We start from the raw sequence: 17,600 nt of genomic DNA, 5'->3' as shown, positions 1-17,600 counted from the left end.
CGCACAGCCCCAGTGGGGTGTGCGGGCAGCTCGGCGGCATGCGCCGGCTCAGCGCAGGAGCGTGGAGCGCTTGCCGGACCACGTGACAACCAGCTGGTCACGCGCACGGCTGGCGGCCACATAGAGCAGTGATCGTTCCCGCTGATGCGCCTCCGCCTGTTCCTCCTCGGGCACGTTGCGCAGCATGGTCTGAAGCGGCACGTGGTCCTGGTCTACACCGGCGAGGATGACGCAGCGGAATTCCATGCCCTTGGCGCGATGCATGGTGAGGACCTGAACATGATCCGGCGTCGCCGGATCGTCATCGAGAACCTGGGCGGGAATATTGTGCTGATTGAGCGCTCGCACGAACGCGTCGCGCTCCTTCTGCCCGCGGGTGAGGACCGCGATGTTCCCAGGGAACAGCTCGTCCTTCTCCAGCCATTGTGCCACCTGGTCGACCACGACATCCAATTCGTGGGCGCTGGAATCGCATTCCACCAACAGCGGGTTCGGGCCGAGCCGGGCGGAGGTGTATCCGGCGGTCGATTCCGCGCCCTCTTCCAAGTCATGGTAGTCAGCGCCTTCGAGGATGCTCACCGCGAAATGCAGATTCTGCGCCGTGGTCCGGTAGTTGAGGGTGAGCCGACTCGACCTCCCACCTCGGATATTGATGCCGAGCCGGTGCAAGACCACCGGCTGACCGTAGATCCGCTGATGCGAGTCCTCGGCGATGAACAGGTCGTTCGGGCCATCCGCCACCAGTGACCGCAACAGCTGCCAATGTGTGGCGTGCAGGTCCTGAGCCTCGTCGACGATCACATGGTCGGCGAGATATTCTGCACCGGAATCGACCCCGAGACGCAGGTGCGCGGCCGCGACCGCGATAGCCTCCGGGAAGGTCATCGCACCCTGAGTGCGGCCATTCCTGCGGAACTGCTCGATCACCTGCCAGACGGCCGAACGCTGTGGCCGTGACAGCCGGACACCCCGACCCGCGCGCGGCACCCTGAGGTACTGCTCGAGCGACGTAATCCGGTTGCCGAGCACGACCCCGAGGTACTCCCCGGCCAGGAACGACGAATGCGACAACCGAGGATCGAGAGTCGATTTCGCTTCACGGGCCGCCGTCGCCCATGCGTTGTCGTCGTTGTAGATGCGCTTGCGCCGCCGGGTGGTGTCGCCCGGACCGAAGACCGTCTCCAGGGCAGGACCCAGGTCGCCGCCCTGCCGCAGCACGGCAGCTGCGAGCTTGTCCAGGCCGGCGACATAGACGCCGCGCTCACCCGGCCGATCCGCGATGGTGATTGCCGGATCGAGGGCCCGCAAACTCCCGAGCAGGTCCAGCGCCAGGGTCTTGTTGTAGGTGGTGAGGATGATCCTCGCGTCGGGATTCCGCTGGGCGAGGTGCCGGGCGCGGTGCAGGGCAACGACGGTTTTGCCGGTGCCCGCACCGCCGGAGAGCCGGAACGCGCCACGCTGATCCTTTTCGACGAACCTGCGCTGATTCGGGTGCAGGAACGTGCGCCACGCCGCGAAGTCGCCACCTTCGATGACGCGGCGAAGCTCCTCGTTGTCGTCGACCAGGGTGAACTGCATCTTGGTCGCGGGGTGGTCGAGCGCGGCGAGCACCTGCTCGTCGTCGTCCAGGCTCTGGTCGACAGGCTGATCGGTGAAGCCGAGACTGTCGCGGATCTCGTCTATGCTGCGTCCGACCGAGAGCTCGAGCAGCGCGTTCTGCTGCCAGACCACATCGGTCGTCTGGGCGACGGTGAGGACGCCGTCTTGATCTGGTGCCGCCAAGGCACGTTCGGCCAAGTCCGGGTCCAGACCCAGCCGGTCGGTCAGTTCGGCAAGGGTGAATCCGACGTGCGCCAGATAGCCCACGGGGGAGTGCACCGCCAGTTCGGCCAGCTGACCGGTCGGGTCCGGAACCATCGACCGTTTTTTGCGATCGTTGCGGCCGTCCAGCTCACCGACGATGCCTTCGAGGACCCCGTTGACGGGATTGACCCGCAGAGTGGACTGCTGGGCCAGCTTGTTGGCCACATCGTGCTTCCACGTGCCGAGGTAGATGTAGGTGGTGTCGCCGAGCTTGGCGTCGATCCGGAACATGATCGCGCGAAAATTCAGGTCTACCCGGCCGGTGCGGACCCGCGCGTCGACGGCTCCCTTGATCGGTTCGATATGCAGGCCGGGCGCGGTGTGGTCGGTCTGGACTTTGTCGAGGAAGTCGTAGACCCGCTTCTTGACAGAACCATCGAGCTTCGGCATCGACTTGGTGTTCGCCGCCAGCACGACATATGCATTCCCCATCACTACACCCCTTCGCTCTCGAGATCACACGTCGCTCCGAGCCGATACGGTGTTGTGCCTGGTGCGCCCGTGTGCTCGATAGCCCATCGTAATGAACCGTGATGCGACGCGGATTCGTTACGCGTCAGTGCGTTCGGAGGTCCGACCAGCGAGTGCCGGCCGTTCGTCGTGGATACGTAGCGCGGGCGCCGGCTGTGCGCGCCGGTGGAAACGGTGCGCCGAACACGCCGGGGACTCATCGCAGCGCAACCTTCGCCCCACCCGAGAACATCGAGTCGTGCAGCTCGAGCGATGCGGGCACGGTCCCGGCGGGAACGTCGAAGACGATGGTGACCTCGACCGAATTGCCCGGGTTGATCGGTGTGGAGAGGTGGTCGTTGACGTTGATCTCGGCCATGGTGTCGTTCTCGTACCGGCGGCCCTGGTCGTCGAACAGCTTCTGGTTGCTGCTGAAGTAGGTCTGCGGGCGGTCGCCGATATTGGTGACGGTGACGCGCACGAGGATGTACTCGCCCTGCGCGGTCTTCTGCAAGTAGGGGTTGTCGCCGATGGTGGATACCGGAGGATCCACTGCGGTGACGGTGAACTCGAACTTGCCGTCGCGGACCGAGGCGCCGGCGGGTGCGATGTCCGACTTCTCCTCGGCGGGTTTGCCCGGTTCCGGGCTCGCCGCGGTGGTGAAGGTTGCGTCGCTATCGGAGGAATTGTTCGCAGCGATGCCGACGATTCCGAAGCATCCGCCGCACAGCAGGATGACGGCGCCGATCAGAATCCACGGCCAGACAGGCATCTTGCGCTTGGGCGGTTGTGGCGGCTGGAACGGGTGCGGGTAGGGCTGGGGGCCGGTCTGGTAGGTCATGGGGACTCCTGGGGAGGGGCCCCGGCGGGTTCGCCGGGGCGCGGTGACGGTGGTTCGGGAAGCGGGCGAGCGGTCAGATGCGGTGCCACGGGCAGTACGCGTCGATCGCGGCATGCAGGAAGATGTAGGGGTATTCGACGGCATCCCTGGAGCTTTCGGCCAGGTAGATGCGATTGGTCGCCGAATTTCCGTACGCGTCGAGGTATCCGCACTGGCTGTGCGCGAGGCCGATGGCGGCGTCCTGGACGTTGTAGCTCTCGTCGTCGTAGTAGCTTTCGCGCAGGAACTGCCGGTCGGCTGCACTGCGCTGCGGGCCGGAGCTGCCGGAGCCGGCGCTGCCGCTGGCGGAGCCGGAGTCGATGGGCGCGGCGGTGGCAGCATGTGCGCCGCCCGTGACGAGGGCGGCGGTGATGGTCAGCAGGGCGAAGGAGTGCGCGAGTGTGCGCATGGCGAACCTCGAATCTATTCAGGTGGAAAGGGTTTCGGTCAGTAGGTGTCGCGCCCGGGCACGTGATGGTCGGCGCGGCAGGCTGCCTCATCTGGGCAGGGGTGATCGGACCGCGAACCATCCGGGGTTCGCGGTCGGCGGTCTGGCGGCGGCTTGCCGTCAGTGATGCGTCAGCGGATTACGAGAGACTGTCGAAGCTGCCGGTCGCCATCAGCGTGAGAATGTGCAGCGGAATCTCGGCGTGGGGTACGACGGAGAGCCGGTACCGCCCGCCGTTGAGCCGATCGCACAACACCACAGCGCCGGGGACGCTCCCCAGGGCTGCCTTATCGGCGTTGCATGCCCATTCGGCGTCGTAGCCGGAGTAGTGGCGGATATGCGTTTCGGCCTGGGCGGTGCCGGCGCCGAGACCGGCGACCAGGGCGACGGCGGCGGATGCGGTGAGGGCGGTGGCGGTGAGTCGAGTGAACACGGGTTCTCCTGGGTCAGTCCGCCGGCCTCGAGCCAGCGGAAGAGATATGGCTGTTGTCGAGCGGCTGGCTGGTCAAATGCCACCCGGCGCAGCGGTAGCAGCGGTAGGTGCGCTGTTCGCGCCGCCGGGGATCGCGGTGATCGATTCCGGCCAGCGCCAGCTCCGCGGTCTCGGGGTCGAAGTAGCGGATCTTCCCGGTCGTCTCGCATCGAGATCGGCGCGGCAGCGGAGGCAGATCGCGCAGGTCGTCTCCGTGCCGCAGGCGCAGGGGCCGGTGTCCGCGCGTGGTGAGCCGGCGCCGTGTGCCCCGGTCGTGCGCACGATCGGTGAGCTGATCTCGATGATGACGCATGGCAAACCTCCTGTGACACAAGCTGATCGGGATCAACGGTGCGACGAACCGGACTGCCCCCCGCTGATGCAACGCAACAATACGGGGTGAATGAAAACATTGTCAATCATCAGTTTCGCGATTGACTTTAACGTGACGATAGGCAAAGCTATCCACACACGAGAGGAGGCGTATGTCAGAGACCGCCCCACTGGTCACCGCCGCGGAGATCTCCCGGCTGGCCGGTGTTACCCGAGCGACCGTCAGCAACTGGCGCCGGCGGCACCCCGATTTCCCGCCTCCCGCGGGCGGCAGCGAATCGCGGCCGGTGTTCGACCTCGGTGATGTCCGGGATTGGTTGCGTGAGCACGGCGTGGAGTCGGCGGAGTCGCCGCTGCGGGAACTGCGCACTCTGCTGCGCGCACAGGTCGCGCCGTCCGACATCCCCGTGCTTCTGGACGAGCTCGCCGCCGCGGCGCGAGCCGAATCGTCGACACACGGCAACACCGATTCCGAGATTGTGCGGGCGATCCGTGCGGCGGTGGCCGACGCGGGGGTGGCACAGACGGTGGAGGCGCTGGCCGAGCGCGGTCTGGAGGAAGCCCCGACGACGGGCGTCTACCTCACACCAGAGGCGGTCGGCGACCTCATGGCCGAGCTGGCCCGTCCCTCAACGGGGGCATCCATCGACCGGGTGCTGGATCCGGCTTGCGGGAGCGGCAGCCTGTTGGTCGCGGCATCCCGCGCCGGTGCCCGCGTCTGCTTCGGCCAGGACATCCTGCCCGTCCAGGCGCAGCGAGCCGCGATCTTGTTGTCGGCCAACGCCCCGGGCACCGAGAGCGCCATTCGTGCCGGCGACAGTCTTACCGGCGATGCGTTCCCGGGTGTCGAAGTAGACGCCGTGTTGTGCAATCCGCCCTACCAGCAGCGTGATTGGGGTGCCGACGAGCTGGCTCTCGACCCGCGCTGGAAGTACGGCGTGCCACCACGTGGGGAATCGGAACTGGCATGGGTTCAGCACACGTTGGCGCACCTGCGGCCAGGCGGGACCGGCGTGCTGCTGCTGCCGCCCGCTGTCGCCTCACGCCCTACGGGCCGCCGTATTCGGGGCGAGCTGCTGCGTCAGGGCGCGCTGCGCGCGGTCATCGGACTACCTGCGGGCGCCGCGCCGCCACGGCAGCTGGGGTTGCACCTGTGGGTGTTGCGTGGCCCGGACGGCTCCGGCGCCGATGACGTGCTGTTCATCGATGTGTCCGGGCGCGATACCGCGGTGGGTCATCCGAGCGCGTGGCGGGATCTGTCCGATACCACCCTCGAGGCGTGGCGCGCCTTCGATCGCGGTGATATCAAATCCGCCGCCACCGCCGATGTAGCGGCTGTGGTGCGTGTGATGGACGTGCTCGACGAAGACGTCGACCTGACTCCCGGGCGGTACGTACGTGCCGCGGTCGATGCCGGCCGGACGGTGGATGTCGTCGAAACCACCGTGCTCGAACTGTCGGGTGAGATCTCGGCGCTGCGCGGTGCGTTCGATGCGCTGCCCGAACTCTCCGCGGCCGGGGAAAGGTCGTGGCGTACCGCGACCGTTGCTGATCTCGACAAGGGCGGCGCACTGCGGGTGCTCGCCTACCGGCCGCGGGAGGACGGCGAGCCGGTGGCCGAAGCCGATCTCGGCACGCCGGTGCTCACCGGCCGCGATCTGGCCACCGGTGCCGAGCCGTCGGCAGTGGTCGATGCGGATTGGGCCGGTTCGGTGGTGGTGATCGAACCCGGCGATGTGATGATCCCGCAAATGCGCGCCACTCGCGACGGCCGGCTCGGGGCCAGGGTCGCGGGTACCGCCGACGCGGGCGCCGTCCTCGGGCCGAATCTCTTCCTGCTGCGCCCGGACCCGACTCGCGTCGACCCGTGGTTCCTCGCCGGTTTCGCCACCGGACCCGACAACACCGCGGCCATGGCCGGGGCGACCACGATCCGCGTGATCCCCAGCCGCCTGCGCATCCCGCTGCTGCCGCTCGAGCAGCAACAGCGCTACGGTGCCGCCTTCCGTCAGCTACATCGTTTACGCACAGCCGCCCGCCGCGCCGACGACACCGCGGGCAGACTGACCGAACTCGTCACCGCCGGCCTCACCGTCGGCGCGCTCGAACCGCACGACCCCTCCGCCGCCGCGGAACCGACCTCTCGGAAAGGTAGGAAGTGAACACCAACAAGCACACCGAACTGGCCAACCACGCATGGTCGGTCGCTGATCTGCTGCGTGGGGATTACAAGCAGTCCGACTACGGCAAGGTGATCCTGCCGTTCACCGTGCTGCGAAGGCTGGAGTGTGTGCTGGAGCCGACGCGGGAGAAGGTGCTCGCGGTGGTGGAGGCGCGCAAAGGCAGCGACCTGGACCTGGATCCGTTTCTGAAGAAGGCGTCAGGGGTTCGCTTCTACAACGTCACGCCGCTGACCTTGAAGTCCATCCTGTCCGATCCCGGGCAGGTGGCGAAGAATATGACCAACTATGTCGGCGGGTTCTCCGACAACGCGCGGGAGGTGCTGGAGAAGTACGAGTTCGCGCAGCAGATCAAGCGTCTCGACGGTGCCGGGCTGCTGTATCAGGTGATCGGCAAGTTCGCCGATCTGGACCTGCGTCCCGCGGTGGTGTCCAACCACAATATGGGTTATGTGTTCGAGGAGCTGATCCGGCGCTTCGCGGAGCAATCGAATGAGACCGCCGGTGAGCACTTCACGCCGCGCGAGGTCATCGAGCTCATGGTGAACCTGCTGATCGCACCGGATATCGATCTGGTGGGCACGCCCGGCGTCACCCGCAAGGTGCTCGACCCCGCGTGCGGCACCGGTGGCATGCTCAGCGCGGCCGAGGAGCACATCAAGGAACTGAATCCGCATGCGCGGGTGGAGGTTTACGGCCAGGAGCTGAACCCCGAATCGTGGGCGATCTGCCGGTCGGATCTGATGATCAAGGATCAGGACCCCGATAACATCGTGTTCGGCAATTCGTTCAGCGATGACGGGCACAAGCATCTGCGCGCCGACTATCTGCTGGCCAATCCGCCGTTCGGGGTGGAGTGGAAGAAGGTCAAGGACGCCGTCGAATGGGAGCACAAGACCCTCGGCGATGCGGGCCGCTTCGGTGCCGGCCTGCCCCGGATCAATGACGGCTCCCTGCTGTTCCTGCAACACATGATCTCCAAGATGAAGCCCGTCGGCCCCGACGGTGGCGGCAGCCGCATCGCCATCGTCTTCAATGGTTCGCCGCTGTTCACCGGCGCCGCCGGATCCGGCGAATCCAATATCCGCCAATGGATCATCGAAAACGATTGGCTCGAGGCGATCGTCGCGCTGCCCGATCAGCTGTTCTACAACACCGGCATCTCCACCTACTTCTGGATCCTCACCAACCGCAAATCACCTGAGCATCGAGGCAAGGTGGTGCTGCTCGATGCCCGCGATTACTGGCAGAAGATGCGGAAATCCCTGGGCGACAAGCGCAAACTCGTCGGCAAAGAACAGATCGCCGAGATCACCCGCCTCTACCGCGACGCCCTCGACGTCGCCGCCGACCCCGACCACCCCCTGCACAGCAAGGTGAAGGTTTTCGCCAATAGCGATTTCGGCTACCAGCGCATCACCGTCGAACGCCCGCTGCGCCTGCGTTTCGAACTCACCGAGGAAGCCCTCGGCCAACTCGCCGCCTCGGCCCCCGTGCGCAAGCAGTACGCCGACACCACTGTCTTCAGCGATCTGCTCCGCCCCCTCGTCGGCTCCACCTGGAAAACCAAGGCCGACGCAATCACCGCCCTCAAAGACGCGGTAGCGGGCGCCGGCGAACCCTGGCCCACCGGCGCCCCATTCGCCAAGGCCTTCCGCGATGCGCTCGGCGTACGCGACCCCGAAGGGGAGGTCCAGCTCGTCAAAGGTTCTCCCGAACCCGACACCGAACTGCGGGATTACGAGAACGTTCCGCTGGAAGAGGATGTCAACGAATACCTCGCCCGCGAAGTGCTCCCACACGTGCCGGATGCCTGGATCGACCACAGCAAGACCAAGATCGGGTATGAGATCCCGTTCACCAGGCACTTCTACGTGTACACGCCGCCACGGCCGCTGGATGAGATTGATGCGGAGTTGAAGGCGTTGGAGGCGGAGATTCAGGAGTTGTTGGGGGAGGTCACGAAGTGATGCGGCAAATGTCGTTGTGGAGGATGGCTCGATACGAAAATGGCTACCCATTTAAGCCCGGCGACTTTTCTGACTCTGGCCACCCGGTAGTCAGGATCCGTCAGATGGTTGATGACTCTGCGGAGTTCGACCGTGCTGGATCTGAGTTTCCATCGCGTTACTTGATTGATAATGGTGACCTGCTGTTTTCATGGTCGGGTTCGCTTGCAGTCAGGAACTGGAATCGTGGGCCCGCATGGTTGAATCAACACCTGTTCAATGTGATTCCGGCAGGTGGAATTGATAAGAGTTGGCTACGATGGCTTCTTGAGATGTCAATCCCAGTGTTTCAGGGCATGATGCACGGTTCGGCTATGACGCACTTGAATCTCGACATGCTAAGGCGGGTCAAGGTTGAGGTCCCCACGCTGGAGGAGCAGCGCCGCATCGCCGACTTCCTCGACGCCGAAACCTCCCGCATCGACCGACTCCAGGCCGCCAGGGGCCGGCAGAAGCATTGCGTACAGGAACGGATCGAGTCCGACTTGGCAAATGTAGTTGAGGCGTTATTTGTCGAGTTTGGCCGTATTGCTTTGCGAAGGGTGTCGGCATCGATTGAGCAGGGTTGGAGCCCGCAGTGTGACGACGCAGAGGCTCAGATTGATGAATGGGCGGTCCTCAAGACCAGTGCAGTGAGCGCCGGGAGGTTTAGGCCAGAAGAGCATAAGCGCCTACCCGCCGGGATTTCGCCATCTCTCAGATACGAAGTTAGGGACGGCGACATTCTCCTGACACGGGGCAGCGGGTCGCCTGCGCATGTTGGCGTTGCTGCCCTCGCTGCGACAGGCGGGCGGAAGCTTCTTCTCAGCGATCTGTTGTACCGCTTGCGCCTCGATCATCGCTGGGATCCTCAGTTTGTGACGGCAGTCCTCGCCAGTCGGCCGGTACGCGGGCAGGTACAGCTACTTCTCCGAGGACAGTCAGGCCAGACGATCAAGCTCCGATCGGAGGATGTTCTGGCGATTGAAGTTCCACTGGTGCCGAGTAACATTCAGCGGTCTGTTGCTGGCGAACTGAGCCGTAGAGCCGAGGTCGCGCACCGTACATCCCGCGCGATCGAACGATCTAACGCGCTGCTCTCCGAACGCCGCCAGGCCCTCATCACCGCCGCCGTAACAGGCCAATTCGACGTCTCCACCGCAAGCGGCCGAAACACAACCCAGGGGGTATAACCGCAATGAGCCCAGTCCATGACGAACTCACATTCGGCGATTCGATCGTCGCAGCCATGTACGAAAACGGCTGGTACCAGGGTAATCCGCACGAGTACAAGCCCGAGCTCGGCATGGATCTGGGCGAATTGCTCGCCTTCATCGGCGCGACTCAGCAACAGGAGTGGGATGAGTTGGTCTCCTTCTACGGTGGTGACCAGCATGCCGCCGAGTTGGGGTTCGCGAAGGCGGTGGATCAGCAGATCGGGGTGAAGGGGCTGATCGAGACGCTGCGGTCGGGGGTGAAGGATCGTGGGGTGCGGATCAGGCTGGCGTATTTCAAGCCGAATCTGGTGACTTCGGCGGATGATCTGCACGATTACAGCAAGAATCGGCTCACCGTGGTGCGTGAGCTGCCGTATGCGACGAAGCAGGCCGATGCCAAGCATCGGCTCGATCTTGCCTTGTTGCTCAATGGGATTCCGGTGGCTACGGCGGAGTTGAAGAATCCGCTCACCGGGCAGACGGTGGAGCATGCGAAAGAGCAGTATCGCAGCGAACGCGATCCCAGTGAGCTGATCTTCACCCGGCGGGTGATCGCGAACTTTGCGGTCGATCCGCACCTGGTGTTCGTGGCGACCCAGCTGAAGGGCAAGAAGACGCGGTTTCTGCCGTTCAATACCGGTTCCGAGGGGCCGGGGAAGGCCGGTGGTGCTGGCAATCCGGCGCCGACGGTGGAGGGCAAGCATGCGACGGCCTACCTGTGGGATCAGATCTGGCATCCGGACAACTGGCTCGATTTGCTGGAACGGTTCGTGCATACGCACGAGTCGAAAGGCCCGGGCGGGCGGGGCAACCGGACGATCATCTTCCCGCGTTACCACCAGTGGGATGTGGTCAAGAAGCTCACCGCGCATGCGGCCACGCACGGCGCGGGACACAACTATCTGGTGATGGCCTCGGCCGGCTCGGGTAAGTCGAACACTATCGGCTGGCTCGCGCACCGGCTCACCGATCTGCACACCGCTGCCGATCCGGCGCTGCTCGATCCGGCGGCCGGGTTGCAGCCTGGCACTCCGGTGTTCGACAAGATCATCATCATTACCGACCGCCGCAATCTGGATAGTCAGCTGCGCGAGACCGTCGGCAGTTTCGAGCGGGTGCATGGGCTGGTCGTCAAGATCGACGATAAGCAGGGGGCGAAATCCGAGCAGCTGGCCAAGGCGCTCACCCAGGAATCCGGCAAGATCATCACCGTCACCCTGCACACTTTCCCGGCGCTGCTGGATTTCTTGCGCCGCAATCCCACCGAGCTGCGTGGCGGGAAGTTCGCGATCATCGTGGACGAGGCGCATTCGTCACAGTCCGGTGATGCCGCCACCGCGGTCCGCGCGGCCCTGCGCGATCTGGGCCTGGATGCCGACGACGAGGACAACGGCGCGACGGAGCTGAAGCTGGAACAGCGTCTCGACCGTAAGGCGGCCGAACGCGCGCAGGCGCCGAATCTGTCGTACTTCGCCTTTACGGCAACGCCCAAGGCCAAGACCCTCGAATCGTTCGGCACCTTGGACGGCGACCGGTATCGCCCCTTCCACACCTATTCGATGCGCCAGGCCATCGAGGAAGGCTTCATCCTCGACCCGCTGCGCAACTACGTCACCTACAAGACGTTCTACCGCCTCGTCAACGAGAACCCCTCCGACCGTGAGGTCCCCGAATCCAAGGCCAAGACGATGCTGGCCCGGTTCGCACTCACCCATCCCTCCACGGTTGTGCAGCAAGCGCAGGTGATCGTGGAGCACTTCGTCGAACACACCCGGGATCTGCTGGGCGGCCGGGCCAAGGCGATGGTTGTCACCGATTCCCGTAAGAGCGCCGTCGCGATGGCGCGGGCGATCAAACGACACCTGGCCGATATCGGTTACGACAAGAAGTATCCGGATATCGGTGTGCTGGTGGCATTCTCGGGTGCCCTCTACTACGAGGGTGAGGAGACCACCGAATCCAAGGAGAACGGCGGTTTGCCGGAATCCCAGCTGCCGAAGGCCTTCGCCTACACCCGCGCCGACGACCTCGCCACCCGTTCGGGCGGTGCCGGGCAGCAGGAGTACCGGATCTTGGTGGTCGCCGAGAAATACCAGACCGGTTTCGATCAGCCGCTGCTCACCACCATGTACGTGAACAAGAAGCTGCACGGTATCGCCGCGGTGCAGACCTTGTCGCGGCTCAACCGCACCCATGAGCTGAAAACCCAGGCCGATCTCGCCGTGCTCGATTTCGCCAATGACGGTGAGGACATCCAGGAATCGTTCCGGCCGTACTACGAGCTGGCCGAGACGATGCCGACCGACCCGAACCTGCTGTATCTGGCACAGACCAAGGTGATGGCCGCACCGATCCTGATCGAATCGGAGATGCGGTCGTTCGCGGAGGCATACCTGGTCGCCGAACAGCAGGCGGCCGGATCGCAGGCCAAGTGGCAGAAGCTGCACGCGGAGCTGTATCGGCACCTTCAGCCCGCGGTCGACCGGTTCAGCGCGCTGCTGCACAGCGATGAGGAATCGGATGTGGAGCTGGCCGAACAGTTCCGGATCGAGCTGCGCGATTACGTGCGCAAGTACGGGTTCCTCGCCCAGATCGTGCCGTATCAGGATGCCGAGCTCGAACTGCTGCATCTGTACGGCAAGCATCTGCTGAACGTGCTGCCGCGTCGCGCCGACGGCGGTGTGGATGTGGGGCAGGTGGATCTCAGCCACGTCAGGGTTCAGCACATCGGGGACCTCGATCTCGGGCTGGCACCGGAAGGTCCGGCCACACTGCCCGGGTTCGGCGAGAACGCTGCCGCGCCGAAGGAGCCGGAGAAATCGCTGCTCTCGGAGCTGATCGAGCAACTCAACGAACGGTTCGGCACCGAATTCAACGAGGGCGACCTGGCCAAGCCGTACCAGGAGGCACTGGCCGATCCCGGGGTACAGCTGGCCGCCGTCGCCAACCGTAGCGAGGACGAATTCCAGGGGAAATTCGTCGAGGTGTTCCAGGACAAGATGATGGAACATTTCGACACCGTCGCCGACCTCGGCAACAAGTACTTCAGCAGTTCCGAGCCGGCGTTCAAGGAAACGCTCAACCGGCACGCCAGCCGCGCCGCCTGGCGGATGATCCGGCGACAGCACGGTCTGGACGGCGTAGCGTGATCGGTTGTCCGGGGCGGCGGCGCGTACTGATAGTGGTGTAGGGGAACAGGGGAACGACCTATGCGGGTGCGGCGGATCGATAACCGATACGAGCTCACCGAACAGATCTCCCACGGCGGCATGGGCTCGGTGTGGCGCGGCTACGACATCGTGCTGGACCGGGAAGTCGCGGTGAAGACCATTCGCGTCGACCAGGTGGTGACGGCCGAGCAGGCCGAGGAGTTCACCGAACGCTTCCGCCGCGAAGCCCGCGTCACCGCCCGCATCCGCCACCACGGTGTGCCGCAGGTGTTCGATGCGGTGCTGGACACGTCGTTCGAGACGGTCTACCTGGTGATGGAACTCATCGACGGCGTTCCGCTGCAGAACTACATCGATCCCGACCATCCGCTACCACTGTCCTGGGTGGCGTCGGTGGCCGCCCAAATCGCTACCGTGCTCTCCTATGCGCATGCTTTGCCCGTTGTGCACCGCGATCTCAAACCCGGGAATGTGCTGATCACCCGCGACGGTGCGGTGAAAGTCATCGACTTCGGTATCGCGGCGATCCTCGACAATTCGGCGCCGAGGCTGACTGTGACCGGGCAGCAGATCGGCACCCTGCGCTATATGGCACCCGAGCGGGTGCACGGCCGCCGGGTCACCCCGCTCAGCGACCTGTATGCGCTCGGCTGCCTGATCCACGAAATGATCAGCGGCCGACCGCTGTTCGAGGCTGATTCGGAATTCTCCATCATGCTCGCCCACACCGAACAGCCGCCGATGCCGCTGCGGGAACTCGGCCTCGATGTTCCCGCGGAGTTCGAACGGCTCGTGCTCGATCTGGTGCAGAAGGACCCGCAATCGCGCCCGGCCGATGCCTATTCGGTCTACGAACGCCTTCTGCCGTTCCTGCCCGGCCCCGGCACGCCGGTGCCCCCCACCGACCTGTACCTTCCCGGATTCCCCGACCCGACGCGGATATTCCGACGGCCGAACGCTCCGCTGGAGACCGGCCAGATCGAGCCCACCCGGCTCCGCCCACAGCCATCGGCACCCACGGCGCCGATGTCGGCGCGGCATATGCAGACCGCGATCGCCGACGCCGAGGATCGCTATTGGCAGCTGCTCGACGGCGGACGATTTGCCCAAGCCGCGGACGCGCTGAGCAGCGTGATCGACAGCGCCGCCGCCGCAGTCGGCCGGGAAAACATCAAGGTCCTCGCCCTGCGCAAACAAGTGGCCGCAGCCTGGGCGCTGGCCGGCGAGGACCGCCGCGCCTGCCGCGAATTCGACCTGCTGGCCCAGGCCTACCAGCGCGCCGAGGGACGTTTCAGCCGCTCGGCTCTGGAATGCCGCGCCGGCGCCGCCCGCGGCCGCATGGCGCTCGGCGATATCGAGGACGGCCTGGCCGAACTCGAACAGGTCCTCGCCGAGGTCACCGACGCCGACGGCAACGGCTCCGACCTCGCCCTTGACCTGCGTTTCGAAATCGGCGACCTGAAACGCGAGATCGGTGATCTGCCGGCCGCACGCTCGATGCTGCAAGCGCTGTTGGATGATCTGCGGATGATCAAAGGACCGCAGGATAGCTTCACGGTCGAGGTGGGGGAGCTGCTGGATGCGCTGTGATCGGTGGGCGGTGCTGTGTCGGAAGTTCCGTGTCCAATGAGCGCCGGAAAATCTGTGCGGCTGTTTCTCGTGGACGGAACGTCGGGAGGTTTGGTCACCGCGGAGATCATGAACTGGACAGGGCACATCTTGTCCGCGCCGCGGTCCGACCTCGCCGAGCTCCAGCGCAGGCCAGAAGTCAGCCGAACGGGCGTGTACGTCTTGCTCGGTGACGACCCGACCACTGTCGGCGGTGTCAGCGCGTACATCGGAGAAGGAGATGATGTCGGGCGCCGGATACTCCAGCATCATCGACCGGAATCTCAAGGTGGTAGGGAGTTCTGGAACCGCGTCATCGTACTCACCAGCAAGGACGCCAACCTGACGAAGGCGCACGCCAGATACCTGGAGAGTCGGCTGATCGGCATCGCCGCGGAATCCGGCCGGGCGACGCTGATAAATGGCACCGCGCCTACGTTGATCGGACTTCCCGAATCCGATATCTCCGATATGGAGTACTTCATCGCTCAGGTCCGAATTGCTTTGCCCGTTCTCGGCGTCAACATCTTCCGATCAGCTGCCAATGCAGGCTCACCCGGACCGGATGAGACCGGAGCACCAGTGAATTCACCGGTCTTTGAGCTGCGCCTGCGAAAACAGAACTTGATCGCTCGTGCGCAGGTCGTGGACGGAGAGTTCACTGTCCTGGCGGACTCGAGCGCCCGCACCGCTTGGATCGGCACCGACAGTAGGCATGACGGATATCGGAGACTGCGAGAACAGTTGATTCAAGACGGCACGCTCGCGCTGGACGATGGACAAGTCCTCCGATTCACTCGGGCGCACGTCTTCAGCAGCCCGAGTGCGGCAGGTGCGGTGATTGTGGGGCGGTCGATCAATGGACGCACCGAATGGAAGACGATCGAGGGTTTGTCGTATGGCGAATGGGAGACGCTCGATGTGGTTCCACCCGGCCCCAGCACCCATGAGTAGCCCTGCTGGTTCGCGCGGCGTACCCGCCGTGTGGGCATCGTGAGCCTATTTCGTAGCTTGCCGCTTCTGTTATGTGAACGGAATAGGTCTTGTACTTGGCATCGATCGGGTACAATGTCGAGATCTGTGCACCGTCTGTGCGACGGATCAGGACGTCGGGGCCGAACGGGGTGCGGGGTGAAAGATCGCCGTGCACCGGGATGGCCGTCGCGCTGGTCGACGGGACGATCTAGCTGTCGGAGGGTGCAGCATCCTGAATCAAGCGAACTATCGACTCCCACAGCACCGGCATATTCAGGAGCAGGCTTTCCGTCTAGGAACCAGAGTCTGCCAGGTCGGTGACGCCACCGCCCCGCAAAATAAAACCCGACCAAACGTGGGCGGCGCGATAGCGGCGGTTGAAGAGGGTATCGCTAGTACGGTCGAGTCCGCGTAACACGCTGATCCGTGCACCCGTAGGGAAGTCAATCGCTGTGAGGGCGAGCTGGGGGTGGGTGGGATCGGAATCCATCATGCCTGCGGCTCGCAACTCCAGCCCACACAGCTGGTTCCTCCCAATATGAGAGTCCACGAACTTCCGGTACAGCCGGACCTGGGTGTTTCATCCAGCGACGACGTCATCGAGAACGCCGAGATCGCCGCCGGCTACGCCGGGCGGATCTGGAACGTGTGGCCCTTGTACTCGGTGGTGTCGTAGGGCCACTTCGGGTACGGCTTGCCGGTGCCGTCGAACAGCAGCAGCCCGTCGTCGCCAACCTCGTAGTTGCCCTTCGGGTACAGGTTCCCATCCTCATCAAAGTAAGTTACCGTCCGTGTCCAGCTCGTACTTCGGCTCGCCCGCCGCGACGGTTTCGGTGGTGGGCGCGGGCTCGGTGTCGCGCTGCTCCCGCGCGGCCAGCAAGGCCGCGCATTCGGCCTCGAACTCGGCGCGCTCACGCGTCAGCTGCTCGGCTTGCGCGACCAGATCCTCTGCGCCACTCGGCGGCTGAATCGTCATCAGGTTTCTCCCGTCCTTGGCTGCCCTGATCGGATGACCGGGGCGCACCGTAGACGGCAGGGGCGCAGACGTCGTGTACTTCCACCGAGCGCGGCTGATTGGTGGGAGGATTCGAGGATGGTCTTTCCATACGGTGATCCAGTTGTCTTGATCGGTCGTCGGCTTCGAACTCGGAAGCGTGCAATGAGGGCGCAGGCGCTGTACAAATGGGCAACTGGAGCAGTGCAGTCTCCCGATCCCGACAGCAACCTGGCTCTGGACGATCGAGATTTCCTGTCTGGCCACTTCGAGAAGGGGCTGGTCGCAGCTCATGCGTTGTTACCGACCATGAGCGCGGTCGACCACCTCGCTGTCGCCGCCGAGAAGTCCTTGGAATCCGATTCCAACGGGCAGCTGCATTCGCCGACAACACTGGCGCTGTGCCGGGTGGCGCTAGAGTCTTCATCCCGAACGATCTGGTTGCTGAGCCCCACCGACCGCGCGACCAGGAGATGCAGGGCTGCTGCTTGCGCACTCAAGGAGGCCGAGGAAGAAGCCAAGTATCTAAGGGCCGAAGTGGCCGCAGCGGAGGACGAAAAGAGTCCGGTCGAGATGCCGGACGAACGACTGCACGACCTCAAGGAGGGGCAGAAGGCGCTCTCAGACATTGTGAAGGACCTCAAGGTCGCGGCTGGAGACACCAAGGTAGCGGGTTTCAAGGAGACGACCGGATTGGCCGGTGCGTGGCTGGATGCGAATATTCCAGCCCATGACGAGGGCGAGATGAAGGCCTACCCCATGGCGCTCGGGGCGAAGCAGATCTACTCGTCAACTTCGTCCGTCGTTCACGGGTTTCAGTGGTTCATCAACCAGCTGTCTCCCGCCGACCTATTTGGAGTGATCGCCGACAGTTTCGCAGCGGCGGTCAATATGACCGAGTGCGCTGTGGCACTGTGCGAGGTCCATGCACAGAGTCCTTCCGGGAGTACGTCACGTGTCAGGCGCTATCCTGAGCTAATCGAGCCCACCATTCACCAGTGGCGCACCCTGTACTACTAGGA

Annotated in this window: 14 protein-coding genes; 9 read left to right on the top strand and 5 right to left on the bottom strand. The window is 64.3% G+C overall.

What is annotated here, in order from left to right; translation table 11 throughout:
* Window positions 1-48: 48 nt before the first annotated feature.
* From AC4HOU_RS20720 to AC4HOU_RS20705, 4 genes are all read right to left on the bottom strand, one after another.
* A complete protein-coding gene (locus AC4HOU_RS20720) occupies window positions 49-2,295 on the bottom strand; it encodes a 3'-5' exonuclease (RefSeq protein WP_490724975.1) in 2,247 nt (748 codons plus the stop codon).
* 235 nt (window positions 2,296-2,530) lie between these two features.
* Window positions 2,531-3,154 carry a DUF4352 domain-containing protein gene (locus AC4HOU_RS20715; RefSeq protein ID WP_490724974.1) on the bottom strand — a complete coding sequence of 208 codons (624 nt, stop codon included), beginning with the start codon at window positions 3,152-3,154 and terminating at the stop codon, window positions 2,531-2,533.
* A gap of 73 nt (window positions 3,155-3,227) precedes the next feature.
* Entirely contained in the window at window positions 3,228-3,602 is a 375-nt protein-coding gene (locus tag AC4HOU_RS20710; protein WP_462764869.1) for a DUF732 domain-containing protein, read from the bottom strand.
* A 178-nt stretch (window positions 3,603-3,780) separates the two neighbouring features.
* Window positions 3,781-4,074 carry a hypothetical protein gene (locus tag AC4HOU_RS20705; protein ID WP_490724973.1) on the bottom strand — a complete coding sequence of 98 codons (294 nt, stop codon included), beginning with the start codon at window positions 4,072-4,074 and terminating at the stop codon, window positions 3,781-3,783.
* Window positions 4,075-4,120: 46 nt separating this feature from the next.
* Here AC4HOU_RS20705 and AC4HOU_RS20700 point away from each other — a divergent pair, with 46 nt between their 5' ends.
* The 8 genes from AC4HOU_RS20700 to AC4HOU_RS20665 all read left to right on the top strand — a co-directional run bounded on the left by AC4HOU_RS20700 (window position 4,121) and on the right by AC4HOU_RS20665 (window position 16,260).
* Entirely contained in the window at window positions 4,121-4,516 is a 396-nt protein-coding gene (locus AC4HOU_RS20700) for a hypothetical protein (RefSeq protein ID WP_490724972.1), read from the top strand.
* Window positions 4,517-4,598: 82 nt separating this feature from the next.
* Window positions 4,599-6,608 carry an N-6 DNA methylase gene (locus AC4HOU_RS20695; RefSeq protein WP_490724971.1) on the top strand — a complete coding sequence of 670 codons (2,010 nt, stop codon included), beginning with the start codon at window positions 4,599-4,601 and terminating at the stop codon, window positions 6,606-6,608.
* A complete protein-coding gene (locus AC4HOU_RS20690; RefSeq protein ID WP_490724970.1) occupies window positions 6,605-8,596 on the top strand; it encodes a type I restriction-modification system subunit M in 1,992 nt (663 codons plus the stop codon). Before AC4HOU_RS20695 ends, AC4HOU_RS20690 begins: the two co-directional genes overlap by 4 nt.
* Entirely contained in the window at window positions 8,596-9,807 is a 1,212-nt protein-coding gene (locus tag AC4HOU_RS20685) for a restriction endonuclease subunit S (protein ID WP_490724969.1), read from the top strand. Before AC4HOU_RS20690 ends, AC4HOU_RS20685 begins: the two co-directional genes overlap by 1 nt.
* Before the next feature lie 5 nt (window positions 9,808-9,812).
* Complete coding sequence (locus tag AC4HOU_RS20680; RefSeq protein ID WP_490724968.1) at window positions 9,813-12,980, top strand: type I restriction endonuclease subunit R; 3,168 nt, start codon at window positions 9,813-9,815, stop codon at window positions 12,978-12,980.
* A 60-nt stretch (window positions 12,981-13,040) separates the two neighbouring features.
* Entirely contained in the window at window positions 13,041-14,591 is a 1,551-nt protein-coding gene (locus tag AC4HOU_RS20675) for a serine/threonine-protein kinase (protein ID WP_490724967.1), read from the top strand.
* Window positions 14,592-14,627: 36 nt separating this feature from the next.
* Window positions 14,628-15,563, top strand: a complete 936-nt coding sequence (locus tag AC4HOU_RS20670) for a GIY-YIG nuclease family protein (protein WP_490724966.1) — start codon at window positions 14,628-14,630, stop codon at window positions 15,561-15,563.
* A gap of 559 nt (window positions 15,564-16,122) precedes the next feature.
* Window positions 16,123-16,260 carry a hypothetical protein gene (locus AC4HOU_RS20665; RefSeq protein WP_490724965.1) on the top strand — a complete coding sequence of 46 codons (138 nt, stop codon included), beginning with the start codon at window positions 16,123-16,125 and terminating at the stop codon, window positions 16,258-16,260.
* Window positions 16,261-16,356: 96 nt separating this feature from the next.
* Here the strand turns inward: AC4HOU_RS20665 and AC4HOU_RS20660 are convergent, their stop codons facing one another.
* A complete protein-coding gene (locus AC4HOU_RS20660) occupies window positions 16,357-16,560 on the bottom strand; it encodes a hypothetical protein (protein ID WP_490724964.1) in 204 nt (67 codons plus the stop codon).
* Window positions 16,561-16,743: 183 nt separating this feature from the next.
* Here AC4HOU_RS20660 and AC4HOU_RS20655 point away from each other — a divergent pair, with 183 nt between their 5' ends.
* Window positions 16,744-17,598, top strand: coding sequence for a hypothetical protein (locus AC4HOU_RS20655; protein WP_490724963.1), 855 nt, complete (start codon window positions 16,744-16,746; stop codon window positions 17,596-17,598).
* Window positions 17,599-17,600 lie beyond the last annotated feature (2 nt).

The organism is Nocardia sp. JCM 38205 (assembly GCF_058222935.1).
The sequence above is the reverse complement of the archived record's forward strand: the minus strand, read 5'-3'. Positions and strand labels throughout refer to the sequence as shown.

Bases quoted from the DNA above. Each gene is read 5' to 3' on its own strand.
- AC4HOU_RS20695 (WP_490724971.1), top strand. From the start codon at position 4,599: ATGTCAGAGACCGCCCCACTGGTCACCGCCGCGGAGATCTCCCGGCTG.
- AC4HOU_RS20675 (WP_490724967.1), top strand. From the start codon at position 13,041: ATGCGGGTGCGGCGGATCGATAACCGATACGAGCTCACCGAACAGATC.
- AC4HOU_RS20715 (WP_490724974.1), bottom strand. From the start codon at position 3,154: ATGACCTACCAGACCGGCCCCCAGCCCTACCCGCACCCGTTCCAGCCG.
- AC4HOU_RS20660 (WP_490724964.1), bottom strand. From the start codon at position 16,560: ATGACGATTCAGCCGCCGAGTGGCGCAGAGGATCTGGTCGCGCAAGCC.
- AC4HOU_RS20655 (WP_490724963.1), top strand. From the start codon at position 16,744: ATGAGGGCGCAGGCGCTGTACAAATGGGCAACTGGAGCAGTGCAGTCT.
- AC4HOU_RS20680 (WP_490724968.1), top strand. From the start codon at position 9,813: ATGAGCCCAGTCCATGACGAACTCACATTCGGCGATTCGATCGTCGCA.
- AC4HOU_RS20670 (WP_490724966.1), top strand. From the start codon at position 14,628: ATGAGCGCCGGAAAATCTGTGCGGCTGTTTCTCGTGGACGGAACGTCG.
- AC4HOU_RS20720 (WP_490724975.1), bottom strand. From the start codon at position 2,295: ATGGGGAATGCATATGTCGTGCTGGCGGCGAACACCAAGTCGATGCCG.
- AC4HOU_RS20665 (WP_490724965.1), top strand. From the start codon at position 16,123: ATGAGAGTCCACGAACTTCCGGTACAGCCGGACCTGGGTGTTTCATCC.
- AC4HOU_RS20710 (WP_462764869.1), bottom strand. From the start codon at position 3,602: ATGCGCACACTCGCGCACTCCTTCGCCCTGCTGACCATCACCGCCGCC.
- AC4HOU_RS20700 (WP_490724972.1), top strand. From the start codon at position 4,121: ATGGCTGTTGTCGAGCGGCTGGCTGGTCAAATGCCACCCGGCGCAGCG.
- AC4HOU_RS20685 (WP_490724969.1), top strand. From the start codon at position 8,596: ATGCGGCAAATGTCGTTGTGGAGGATGGCTCGATACGAAAATGGCTAC.